Genomic DNA, 12,002 nt, shown 5'->3' with positions numbered 1-12,002 from the left:
ATGCACCTCCAACCGATCGCCGGCGCCGCGCGTTCTGCATAGCAAGCGGTCGTTCCGCGATCCGGACCGGATCTGCTGGAGGTGTTCTCGGAGACCTCTGGCTGCCGCGACCGCCAGTCCATGATCAACAAATCCGGGAACCAAATAACATACCCAATCTTGGTTCCATTGCTGTTTCTGCTTCCCACAAGCAAGCGCCACACATTAAATCGATACGGAAACGCTGCAATAACGAGGAACGGCCATGGCCAAACCTGCACAAGAAGGACAAAGCCAACATCAATCAGCAAATCCGCGAAATCTGGACGCCCCTTACGGTGATGCCTATCGGGCGTGGAAGAGTTGGGATGATGATGAATTTGGAAAACTCACAAAAACAGACTCGGCTTATTTTACAGCCGAGATACGTCGAACAAATTGCAAGTTTCCGCAAAACAGCAAGGTTCTGGAAATAGGTTTTGGAAACGGCGCATTCCTGAAATATGCGAACGAAAGAAAATGGGACGTGCTTGGGACCGAAATCAATGAAGCGCTTGTCAAGACCGCGCAGGCGTGCGGCTTCAGCGCGGTATACACCGACAACCTGTCAGCGTTTAAGGACGACTCGTTTGATCTAGTAGTAGCGTTCGACGTGCTTGAACATATTCCGCAAGCGGAATTACCTGACATGATTCTTGAGATAAAGCGGATTCTCAAAAGCGATAGATTTTTTATCGCTCGATTTCCAAATGGCGACTCGCCGTTTGGCTTGGTCTATCAGAATGGAGACGTTACGCATGTAACAACAATCGGCAGCGGGAAACTGCGATACTTCGCAGCAAGAACCAATATGAAAGTTGTTTTCGCAGGCGGAGCGGCCGAGCCGATACTTGGCAGTAATTTTCATCATTTCTTGCATCGCATGGTCGCCTTACCCATCAAGAAGACGATCAACTTATTCAGCAATCTGGTTTTTTTCCCTGGCGCCAATGTGGCGTTTTGCTCATCAAATCTGACCATGATTTGCCAGAAGATCAGACCGACTGAACCGCGGCGTTAAGTGAAGACCGGCTAATCAGCTGACAGCACCGCTTTGAGCGGGCGGCAGACGGCTTGTTTGGCGTTTCTTCGCTTCTCCTCGCTTTGCCGTTAACTATCGAGATGCACCAAGGCGCGCGCTGCAGCCAATCACTGTCGGAATCGCGAGGCGCACATGTAACGCGAGCCCCGAAAACCTGCGGCCACTTCCCCCGGCGGAGCGGCGCGGTTCGCCGGGACGACTTCGTGAGCCAAACATCGTCAAATCAAAGACTGCGGGTCCGGCGCAGTCGTGAGGCTCAACCGCGGGGATGATTGAGACGGGCTGGTCGCTCCCGTCAAGACTCCGGTCGGCGCTTGCCGGGGTGGGAAGACAGCGCAGGCGCTAGATCTCCGCATAGACCTCCAGCCCGTAGGATGGGTTGAGCCCTTGCGAAACCCATCGGCGTCAATGGAGACTCTGATGGGCATCGCTTCGCCCCACCCTTCCTACGGCCGCGGATGTTTCACCATCGTAAGCCAACGTCGCGCGAATACGCACTCCGCGAAGCAATCAATTTCGTCGTCTGCGGAGGCATGGATTGCTTCGTCGCTCGCGCTCCTCGCAATGACGGCGATCAAGCCAGCAGGCGGTGGGTTCCGCTTTCGCTAACCCACCCTACCTAGTCGATCCTACTCCGCCGCCTGCTGCGTCGGGGCTTCCAGCCGCTCCACCACCTTTGGCGGCGACATCGGCAGCGCGTAGAAGCGTTTTCCGAGCGCGTCGTAGACGGCGTTGGCGATCGCGGCCATCACAGGCACCAGCGGCACTTCGCCGACGCCCTTGACGCCTTGCGGATGCTTGGGGTTCGGCACCTCGACCATGATACAGTCGAGCATCGGCAGGTCCGAACAAACCGGCATGCGGTAGTCGAGGAAGCCGGGGTTATCGACCTTGCCCTGCTTGTTGTAGATGTACTCCTCGTTCAGCGCCCAGCCGATGCCTTGCGCGACGCCGCCCTGGATCTGGCCTTCGACATAGCTCGGGTGAATGGCGCGGCCGACGTCCTGGACGGCGGTGTACCTGGTGACCCTGACGATGCCGAGATCGACATCGACCTCGACGTCGCAGACATGGGTGCCGAAGCCGCCTTCGGCGCCCTCGGTGTTGAGCTGCACGCCGGCGCCGATCGGCCCGCCCATTGCGGGTGCTTTCGCGGCGAGGTCAGCGAGGGTCAGCGGCGGGAATTCGCCGGCGTTCGGGCTGGCCGGGTGTGCCGCGCCATTCTCCCACTTTACGGCCTCGGGATCGATCTCCCAGATCTTGGCGGCGCGCTCGCGCAGCGTGGTGATGATCTTCTCGGTCGATTGCGTGACCACGATGGCGGAGGCGAACAGCACGCGGCTGCCGCCGGTCAGGTTGGAAAAGCCGATGGTGGCGGTGTCGCCGATCAACACCGAGACGCGGCGGTAGTCGATGCCGAGCAGCTCGGCGCAGATGTTGGCGATCGCCGCCCGCGAGCCGCCGATGTCAGGATGGCCCGTGGTGACGACGACGTTGCCGTCCTCGGTGATATTGACCTGCGCCGAGGATTCGCCGCCGGCGTTGAACCAGAAGCCGGAAGCGACGCCCCTGCCCCGGAGTTTGCCGGACACCTTGCCGAGCGGCGTCTTGTAATGGTCGGAATTCTTCGCGGCTTCCACCGTCTCGATATAGCCGATGCGCGGGAACACCGGGCCATGCGCGGCCTTGGTGCCCTGCTTCGCCGCGTTCTTCAGCCGCAGATCCAGCGGATCCATCTTCAGGGCTTCGGCGAGTTCGTCGAGCACGCATTCGACCGCAAAGGCGCCGATCGGCGCGCCCGGCGCGCGGTAGGCCGCGACCTTGGAGCGGTTCGACATCACGTCGAAGCCGACCGACAGCACATGCGGGATATCATAAGGCGAGAAGCTGCAGCCGACCGCACCGCGGATCGGCGAGCCCGGCAGCGCGCCGGCCTGCAGGTAGAAGGTGCCCTGCGCGGCGACGATGGTGCCGTCCTTCCTGGCGCCGATCTTCACCGTGCATTTCGAGCCCGAGGTGGGGCCGGTCGCCCGCATCACTTCCTCGCGGGTCATCACCATCTTCACCGGACGGCCGGACTTGCGCGACAGGATCGTCGCCAGCGGTTCGAGATAGACGATGGTCTTGCCGCCGAAGCCGCCGCCGATCTCGGCGGGAATGGCGCGGATGTCGCTCTGCGGAAGCCCGGTGAGATAGGCGGTCATGGCGCGGACCATGAACTGGCCCTGGCTCGAACTCCAGATCGTGGTCTTGCCGTCGGCGGCGACGCTGACGAGGCAGGCGTGCGGCTCGATGTAGCCCTGATGCACGGGCCGCGTGGTGAAGGTGCGCTCGATCACCACCTCGGCCTGCTTGAAGCCCTCGGCGACGTCGCCCTTTTTCACTTCAAGCTTGCCGGCGATGTTCGACGGCTTGCCGTCATATTTGTTGAACTCGTGCAGGATCGGCGCGTCGGGCTTGATCGCGTCGTCGATCTCGATCACGAACGGCAGCACTTCGTATTGCACGTCGATCAGCTCGCAGGCTGCCGCGGCGATCGCCTCTGAGGTCGCCGCGACCGCGGCGACGGGATGGCCGGGGAACAGCGCCTTCTCGCGCGCCATCACGTTGCGGCACATCCAGCGCATGTCCTGGATGCCGAGCATGACCGACTTGTCGATCGGAAAATCGACGATGTCGCGGGCGGTGACCACCGCCTTGACGCCGGGCAGCTTCTCCGCCTTCGAGGTGTCGATCGACTTGATGCGGGCGTGCGGATGCGGGCTGCGCAGCACCTTGCCCCAGATCATGCCGGGCATGTTGGTGTCGGCGGCAAAGGCCGCGCGTCCGGTGACCTTGTCCACGCCATCGGGCCTGATGGTGCGCTGGCCGATCCACTTGTTGTTGGTAACGACGTTCATGGGAATGTCTCCAGCTTTTATTGGGCGCGCATGTCCTGCGCGGTTTCCATCACGGCGCGGACGATCTTGTCATAGCCGGTGCAGCGGCAGAGGTTGCCGGCGAGCCAGAAGCGGACTTCCTCCTCGCTCGGGTCCGGATTCTTCTTCAGCAGCGCCTCGGAGGCGACCAGCATGCCCGAGGTGCAGATGCCGCATTGCAGCGCCGCCTCCTCCAGGAACTTCTGCTGCAAGGGATGCAGGTGCTCGCCCTTGGCCATGCCCTCGATGGTGCCGATGCGGTGGCCCTCGGCCTCAACCGCGAGCATCAGGCAGGAACAGATCAGGCGGTCGTCGAGCGTAATCGAGCAGGCGCCGCAATCGCCGGAGGAACAACCCTCCTTGGAGCCGGTCAGCCCGAGCGGCCCGCGCAGCGCGTCGAGCATGGTGTCGGACGGCTCGCAGAGAAACTCCATCGGCTCGCCGTTGATGGTGGTGGTGACGTGAACTTTCGACATGAATGACTTTCCCGACTTCTACTTGTTCTGGGCGGCGCGTTGCGCGGCGATCGCGGCGGTGCGGCGGAGCAGCACGCCGGCCACCTTGGTGCGGTAGGCGATGGTGCCGCGCTTGTCGTCGATCGGCCGGCAGGCGGCCGAGCAGGCGGCGGCCGCCTTGGCCAGCGCGGCGTCGTCGAGCTTGCTGCCGATCAGCGCCCTGGCGGCGTCCTGAACCAGCAGCACGGTCGGCGCCACCGCGCCGAGGCCGACGCGGGCCGCGGTGACGACGCCGTCCTTGAGGGTGAGGTTGACGCCGACGCCGACCACCGCGATGTCCATTTCGGTGCGCGGGATCATGCGCAGGTAAGCGTCGCTGGAGCCGGCCGCGCGCGGCGGCAAGGTGAAGCTGACCATGATCTCGCCGGGCTTGAGGCTGGTGCGGCCGGGAGCTGTCGGCACGTCCTCGACCTTGATCTCGCGGCGGCCGTTCGGGCCCTGCACGGTGACGATGGCACCGGCTGCGACCAGCGCCGGGACGCTGTCGCCGGCGGGCGAACCGTTGCAGAGATTGCCGCCGGCGGAGGCCCGCCCCTGCACCTGCTTGGAGCCGATCAGGTTGATCGCCTCCAGCACGCCGGGCCAGACCTTGCCGAAACTGCGGTGCTCGGCCAGCGCCATGCCGGAGGCGGCCGCGCCGACGCGAAAGCCGCCATCGGCGCCTTGCTCGATCGCGGTCATCTCGGGGATCTTCTTGATGTCGACGATGACGCCGGGCTTGAGCGCGCCGGAGCGCATCTGCACCAGCAAATCGGTGCCGCCGGCCAGGATGCGCGCGGCGCTGCCCGCCGCGGCGAATGCACCGACCGCTTCGTCAAGCGTGTTCGGCGCCAGATAACGTAATTCCGTCATGCTCTTCCCGCCACTCCCTGATCCGCCCGCCCCGGTGTTTGTTGGCTCACCTTAAAAAGACCGGGCAGAAGCTTGAGCCTACACGGCGCGCGGCGATTGGAACAGCCCGCGAGATCAGGTTGATCCGGCGGGCTCCTATGCGCCAGCCGGGGCTTGCGCGGGCGAATTGCGCCGGTTGGGGATTCACGGCGTTGTGGCGACGGCAACCGCGGCCTCGTTCCGGCGCAGGAACGGGAGCGTGAACGGGGCGTCGTAGAACAACGTATAGGCTTCCCCGACCGGCCGCCATTTCGTCGACCCGAGCTTCTCGATCAATTCGGCACGGCGTACCTCGGAGTCCGCGCCAGAGCCGGCGTAACGCAGCGCGGCCACCTGCTCTTCCGGCACACCAACCAGCCGGACCCTGGGATCGAGCGGCTTTGGCGCGCTCGCCAGGGTGTATTTCGCAGGCAGGAAAAAACGCATATGTCCGGCGCCGGTGGCCGCCGTGGTCTGCACCGGAACGGTCATCGCCACCAGTTCCTTGCCGCCGACCGCGACCGGCGCGGTCATGGCAATATTGTCCTTTCCGGAGGCCGCCCGATTGGCCCCGGCGATATAGGAGAACAGCAGCTGGAACGCGGCGTTGCGGCCCGCCTCGTCGGCCGCCGCCATGTCGACCTCGGCGGCTACACGCGGCGCGTAGCGGCGGATCTCGACGCTTTCGCCGAGCCGCGCGACCACGTCATAGCGCGGCTCCTCGTAGAGACGGATGCCGAATACGCCGGCCGCGGATTCCAGCACCAGCGCGCCGTAATAGGTGATGGTTTGCCACATCCAGGCCGGCTCCTTCCACGTCGGAACAGATAGCATCACGGCCATGACGGGTTTATGGCGCGGCGCCCGGCCCGGTAGCGCGCGGCGCGAACCGCCTCTTTATTGCCGTTGAACGAGCGAATAGGCTGCACGGCCCAACCCCCGCCCGACGAATCCCTCCTTGCCGGTGATATCCATGCCGACCGCCTTGCCCGGACTGCCAATGATCGCCGCGACGATGGCCGCGCTGCTGGCGCTCTTGTCATGCGCATCAGCCCAACCGGTCCCGCCGCCGGTGAGGCAACAGGCCGCAGCGCCCGCGCCGCGCGCGGCATCCTGTCACAATGGCATGAATTTCGACCGCTTCCTGGCCGGCCTCAAGCAGCAGGCGGCGGCCTCGGGGGTGTCGGCGCGCGTGCTTGAAGAGGCGGCGCCCGGCCTCGTCTACGACCAGGGTATCGTCAACCGCGACCGCGGCCAGCGCGTGTTCGGCCAGGTGTTCACCGAATTCGCCCGCCGCATGGCTGCCGACTACCGGATGCAGCAGGGCCAGCAGCGGATCAAGACCCATGCGGCGGCGTTCGCGCGCGCCGAGAAGGAATATGGCGTGCCGCCGGCGGTCATCGCCGCGTTCTGGGGGCTGGAAAGCGATTTCGGCGCCAACATGGGCAATCTGCCGACGCTGCGCTCGCTGGTGTCGCTGGCCTATGACTGCCGCCGCTCGGACATGTTCCAGAAGGAAACCATCGCCGCGCTGAAGATCATCGAGCGCGGCGACCTCACGCCTTCGGAGATGGTCGGCTCCTGGGCCGGCGAACTCGGCCAGACCCAGTTCCTGCCGACGCATTATTTCAACTATGCGGTGGATTATGACGGCGACGGCCATCGCAACCTCCTGCGCAGCGCCGCCGACGTGATCGGTTCGACCGCGAACTACATCGCCAACGGCTTGAAGTGGCGGCGCGGCGAGCCGTGGCTGCAGGAGGTCCGCGTGCCGCAAACCCTACCGTGGGATCAGGCGGATCTGACCATCAGGCATCCGCGAGCGAAATGGGCGCAGATGGGCGTGAGCTATCCCGACGGCCGGCCGCTGCCCAACGACGACATGCCGGCCTCGCTGCTGCTGCCGATGGGCCGCGCCGGGCCGGCGTTCCTGGCCTACGCCAATTTCGCCGCCTACACTGAGTGGAACAACTCGCTGATCTATTCGACCACTGCGGGCTATCTCGCCACCCGCATTGCCGGCGCGCCGCCGATGCGCCAGCCCTCGGCGCCGGTGGCGCAGCTGGCGTTCAACGAACTGCGCGAATTGCAGCAATTGCTGGTGCGCGCCGGCTTCAACGTCGGCAAGGTCGATGGCATCATGGGCCAGCTCAGCCGCACCGCGGTCAAGACCATGCAGATCAGATATGGCCTGCCGGCGGATTCCTGGCCGACTGCGGAGCTGCTGGCGCGGATGCGCGGCGGGCCGCGACAGGGCGCGATCAACTGATCGCGTAGCCCGGATTGCGCCGGCGCTGCATCCGGGCTACCGGTTCGGCGAATGGCGCCTCATTGTCTTGAGGTATCTTCCACACCGCGAAAAGAGCATCACATGTCCTTCCATGACGCGTCCGCGACGGCCTTCCTGCAGATTCTCGGCAGCCTTTCCGGAGTGCTCGCCAAGGCGGAGGCGCATTGCAAGACCAGGAACATCCAGCCTGAGGTGCTGCTCAACGCGCGGCTCTATCCGGACATGCTGCCGCTGAGCCGGCAGATCCAGCTGGTGTGCGATTTCGCCGCCAAGGGCTGCGCCCGCCTCACCGGCAGCGAGGTGCCGGCGACGCCGGACACCGAAAAGAGCTTTGAGGAGTTGCGGCAGCGGCTTTCGAAAACCATCGACTATGTGAAGTCGTTCAAGCCCGCGCAGTTCGAGGGCGCCGAAGCCCGAGAGGTGACCTTCCCGGCCGGCCCGAGCAAATCGATGACCCTGAAGGGCCAGCAATTCCTTTCCAACTTCTCCTTGCCCAACTTCTATTTCCATGCCGCGATCGCCCACGGCATCCTGCGCCACAATGGCGTGGAGATCGGCAAGCGGGACTTTCTCGGGGCGCCGTGACGGCGATGGCGCGCAGCTAACCCGCGCCGGCGGAATGGCTCGGGCATTGCGGTCTCGCCCGCAATGCCCACCTCTCCGCTATCGCCCATCTTCACGGACATCCCCGACATGAGCCAGACCAAACTGTTCGAGCCCTACAAGCTTGGCCCGATCACGCTTGCCAACCGCGTCGTGATGGCGCCCCTGACCCGCAACCGCGCGGTGCCGCCGGGCATGGTGCCGAGCCCGCTGGCGGTGGATTATTACGGCCAGCGCGCCTCGGCGGGGCTGCTGATCACCGAGGCCAGCCAGGTGTCGCAGCAGGGCCAGGGCTACCAGGACACGCCCGGCATCTATTCCAAGGAGCAGGTCGCGGGCTGGCGCAAGGTCACCGACCGCGTGCATGAAAAAGGCGGGCGCATCTTCATCCAGATCTGGCATGTCGGCCGCATCTCGCATTTTTCGCTGCAGCCGAACGGCGGCAAGCCGGTGGCGCCGTCAGCGATCCCGGCCAAGGGCAAGACCTTCGTCAACGGCACCTTCACCGACATTTCCGAGCCGCGCGCGCTGGAGCTTGCGGAAATTCCTGCCATCATCGACGACTTCAAGCGCGGCGCCGAGAACGCGATCGCCGCCGGCTTTGACGGCATCGAGATTCACGGCGCCAACGGCTACCTGCTGGACCAGTTCGCCAAGGACGGCGCCAACAAGCGCACCGATGCTTACGGTGGATCGATCGAGAACCGTGCCAGGCTGATGCTGGAAGTCTCGCGCGCGGTGGCCGCGGTCGCCGGCCCCGAACGCACCGGCATCCGCATCTCGCCGGTGACGCCGGCCAACGACATCTCCGACTCGAATCCGCAGCCGCTGTTCGACCACATCGTCGATGGGCTCGAGGCGCTGAAGCTGACCTACATCCACGTCATCGAAGGCGCGACCGGCGGCCCGCGCGACAACGCGCCGTTCAACTATGCGAGCCTGCGCAAGCGCTTCAAACGGGCCTACATCGCCAACAACGGCTATGATTTCGATCTCGCCACCAAAGTGCTCGCGGCCGACGCCGCCGATCTGATCGCGTTCGGCAAACCGTTCATCTCGAATCCCGATCTGGTCGAACGGTTGAGAAAGGGCGCAGCGCTAAACCCACCGGACAAGGCGACGTTCTACGGCGGCGGCGCCAAGGGATATACCGATTATCCGACGCTCGGCACGGCGCAGGCGGCGGAGTGAGACGAGCGCGGTGCGCCCCTTCTCCCCGCATGCGGGGAGAAGGTCGGGATGAGGGGCTATTTCCACGCATTCGACTCGTGGAGAGTCCCCCTCACCCGCCGCTACGCGCCGACCTCTCCCCGCAAGCGGGGCGAGGTCAGAAAGAAAAGGCCGGGATCGCTCCCGGCCTTTCGTTTTTCTCCGTCGTGCCCGGGCTTCTCCCGGGCATCCACGTCTTGCTTCGAAGCACGAAAGTCGTGGATGGCCGGGTCAAGCCCGGCCATGACGATGCTGACGAAGCTTACTTCGCCTCCGCCCGCTTCGGCGGGCTTGCCGGCCACGACTTGATCAATGCGTCGTAGTCGATGGTTTCACCCTTCGGCTTCTCGTTCGCCAGCTTGCGCTGGGGTGCGACGTTGCCGTCCTTTGCGGATTTGGCGAACCAGAACTCGGCCGTCTCCTTCTTGTTCAGCTTCGGCCCGCACTCCTTTTGCACGCCGGACTTCTCCAGACGCTCCAGCACCGAGTCCTGGGCCGCGGCCAGCGCATCCATCGCCGCCTGCGGCGTCTTCGCACCGGACGACGCATCGCCGATGTTCTGCCACCACAATTGCGCCAGCTTCGGATAGTCAGGCACGTTGTTGCCGGTCGGGGTCCACTGCACGCGCGCCGGCGAGCGGTAGAACTCGATCAGGCCGCCGAGCTTGGGCGCGCGTTCCGTAAACGACTTGTCCCAGATGTCGGATTCGCGAACGAAGGTGAGACCGACATGGCTCTTCTTCAACGACACGGTCTTGGAGTTGATGAACTGCAGATAGAGCCAGGCCGCCTTGCGGCGATCGGGCGGGGTCGACTTCAGCAGCGTGGCGGAGCCGGCGTCCTGATAGCCGAGCTTCATGCCTTCCTTCCAGTACGAGCCGTGCGGTGACGGCGCCATCCGCCACTTCGGCGTGCCGTCGGCGTTCACCACGGGTATACCGGGTTTCACCATGTCGGCGGTGAAGGCGGTGTACCAGAATATCTGCTGCGCGATCGCACCCTGCGCCGGCACCGGACCCGCTTCGGAGAAGGTCATGCCTTGCGCCTGCGGCGGGGCATACTTCTTCATCCAGTCGAGATATTTGGTGATCGAATAGACCGCCGCCGGACCGTTGGTGTCGCCGCCGCGCTCGACGCTTGAGCCGACCGGACGGCAGCCCTCCATGCGGATGCCCCACTCATCAACGGGCTTGCCGTTCGGGATGCCCTTGTCGCCGTTGCCGGCCATCGACAGCCAGGCGTCGGTGAAACGCCAGCCGAGCGAGGGATCCTTCTTGCCATAGTCCATGTGGCCATAGACCTTGACGCCGTTGATCTCCTTGATGTCGTTGGTGAAGAACTCGGCAATGTCCTCATAGGCCGACCAGTTCACGGGAACGCCGAGGTCGTAGCCATACTTGGCCTTGAACCTCGCCTTGTAGTCGGGATTGGAGAACCAGTCGTAGCGGAACCAGTAGAGGTTCGCGAACTGCTGGTCGGGAAGCTGATACAGCTTGCCGTCCGGACCCGTGGTGAACGACTTGCCGATGAAGTCGTTGACGTCGAGCTGCGGGTTGGTGACGTCCTTGCCCTCGCCGGTCATGTAGTCCGACAGGATGACGGTCTGGCCATAGCGGAAGTGCGTGCCGATCAGATCGGAGTCGTTGATCCAGCCGTCATAGACGTTCTTGCCGGACTGCATCTGGGTCTGCAGCTTTTCGACCACGTCGCCTTCCTGGATCAGATCGTGCTTGACCTTGATGCCGGTAATCTCGGTGAAGGCCTTCGCCAGCGTCCGCGATTCATATTCATGCGTCGTGATGGTTTCCGACACCACGTTGATTTCCATGCCCTTGAACGGCGCGGCGGCCTTTACGAACCACTGCAATTCCTTCAACTGGTCGGCCTTGGACAGCGTCGACGGCTGGAACTCGCTGTCGATCCACCTTTGAGCGGCGGCGTCGTCCGCACGGGCGGGCGCCACCATCGCCACCGAGGCGGCGATCAGCGCCGCGGCGCTGGTCATCGTCAGAAATCTCTCCCTGGTCAAGGAGCGATTGTTTTCCCTAAAGAGTCGCATGTTGAGTCCTCCGGTTGCAGCGACAGACACAAGTTCAGGCCCGGGTTGATCCCGGATCTGCTCTTTCTTCGCTCCTCAAACGCTGCGAAAGATCGCAACGGCCGACAGAAGCGAAATCACGGTGGCGAGCCACAGGCTCGACAGTTCGACGCCCTCGCCGATCGGCAGCGTCGCGATCGGGTCGGTGCCGGCAAAGGCAATCCACAACAGGTGGATGACGGCGGCCAGCACCAGCGAAATGAACAGCCGGTCGCCGCGCGTGGTCGGAATGCGCAACACGCCGATCCGTTCGGCCTCTGGCCAGGCGACCGCAAGCCAGGTCATGACGCCGAGCGTCAGCGCCAGCATCACGAAGAAGATCGCGGTCGGCAGCGTCCATGCCATCCATGCGATGTGTTCCATGCGCTACCTCCCGCCACACGACGCGGTGCATCCACTCGCCCCGTTCTTGCGGGGAGAGGTGAAGGAAAGCGCGTCG

10 protein-coding genes are annotated in these 12,002 nt (G+C 64.1%); 4 read left to right on the top strand and 6 right to left on the bottom strand.

What is annotated here, in order from left to right:
• The first annotated feature begins 244 nt into the window (after positions 1-244).
• The gene (locus Q0D31_RS11575; protein WP_291850188.1) at positions 245-1,039 is read left to right on the top strand and encodes a class I SAM-dependent methyltransferase; all 795 of its coding nucleotides are present in this window, start codon (positions 245-247) and stop codon (positions 1,037-1,039) included.
• 650 nt (positions 1,040-1,689) lie between these two features.
• Here the strand turns inward: Q0D31_RS11575 and Q0D31_RS11570 are convergent.
• The 4 genes from Q0D31_RS11570 to Q0D31_RS11555 form a co-directional block, all read right to left on the bottom strand.
• Positions 1,690-3,960, bottom strand: coding sequence for a xanthine dehydrogenase family protein molybdopterin-binding subunit (locus tag Q0D31_RS11570; protein ID WP_291850185.1), 2,271 nt, complete (start codon positions 3,958-3,960; stop codon positions 1,690-1,692).
• 17 nt (positions 3,961-3,977) lie between these two features.
• Positions 3,978-4,454: a (2Fe-2S)-binding protein gene (locus tag Q0D31_RS11565; RefSeq protein WP_291850181.1), complete on the bottom strand. Its 477-nt coding sequence runs from the start codon at positions 4,452-4,454 to the stop codon at positions 3,978-3,980.
• Positions 4,455-4,472: 18 nt separating this feature from the next.
• The gene (locus Q0D31_RS11560) at positions 4,473-5,345 is read right to left on the bottom strand and encodes a xanthine dehydrogenase family protein subunit M (RefSeq protein WP_291850178.1); all 873 of its coding nucleotides are present in this window, start codon (positions 5,343-5,345) and stop codon (positions 4,473-4,475) included.
• Positions 5,346-5,528: 183 nt separating this feature from the next.
• The gene (locus Q0D31_RS11555) at positions 5,529-6,206 is read right to left on the bottom strand and encodes a heme-binding protein (protein WP_366518513.1); all 678 of its coding nucleotides are present in this window, start codon (positions 6,204-6,206) and stop codon (positions 5,529-5,531) included.
• Positions 6,207-6,363: 157 nt separating this feature from the next.
• On the opposite strand from Q0D31_RS11555, the gene Q0D31_RS11550 reads away from it, so the two are divergent.
• The 3 genes from Q0D31_RS11550 to Q0D31_RS11540 all read left to right on the top strand — a co-directional run bounded on the left by Q0D31_RS11550 (position 6,364) and on the right by Q0D31_RS11540 (position 9,447).
• Positions 6,364-7,632 carry a lytic murein transglycosylase gene (locus Q0D31_RS11550; protein WP_291850658.1) on the top strand — a complete coding sequence of 423 codons (1,269 nt, stop codon included), beginning with the start codon at positions 6,364-6,366 and terminating at the stop codon, positions 7,630-7,632.
• Positions 7,633-7,734: 102 nt separating this feature from the next.
• Complete coding sequence (locus tag Q0D31_RS11545) at positions 7,735-8,238, top strand: DUF1993 family protein (RefSeq protein ID WP_291850173.1); 504 nt, start codon at positions 7,735-7,737, stop codon at positions 8,236-8,238.
• 108 nt (positions 8,239-8,346) lie between these two features.
• Positions 8,347-9,447, top strand: coding sequence for an alkene reductase (locus Q0D31_RS11540; protein ID WP_291850171.1), 1,101 nt, complete (start codon positions 8,347-8,349; stop codon positions 9,445-9,447).
• Between the two features lie 280 nt (positions 9,448-9,727).
• On the opposite strand, the gene Q0D31_RS11535 is transcribed toward Q0D31_RS11540, so the two are convergent.
• Both Q0D31_RS11535 and Q0D31_RS11530 read right to left on the bottom strand, forming a co-directional pair.
• Complete coding sequence (locus Q0D31_RS11535) at positions 9,728-11,524, bottom strand: ABC transporter substrate-binding protein (protein ID WP_291850168.1); 1,797 nt, start codon at positions 11,522-11,524, stop codon at positions 9,728-9,730.
• A 75-nt stretch (positions 11,525-11,599) separates the two neighbouring features.
• On the bottom strand, positions 11,600-11,926 hold the full coding sequence (locus Q0D31_RS11530) for a DUF2160 domain-containing protein (RefSeq protein ID WP_291850165.1): 327 nt from the start codon (positions 11,924-11,926) through the stop codon (positions 11,600-11,602).
• Between the last annotated feature and the right edge of the window lie 76 nt (positions 11,927-12,002).

This window comes from Bradyrhizobium sp., assembly GCF_022844465.1.
Classification (GTDB): Bacteria; Pseudomonadota; Alphaproteobacteria; order Rhizobiales; family Xanthobacteraceae; genus Bradyrhizobium.
This window is presented reverse-complemented; position numbering and strand designations above follow the sequence as displayed.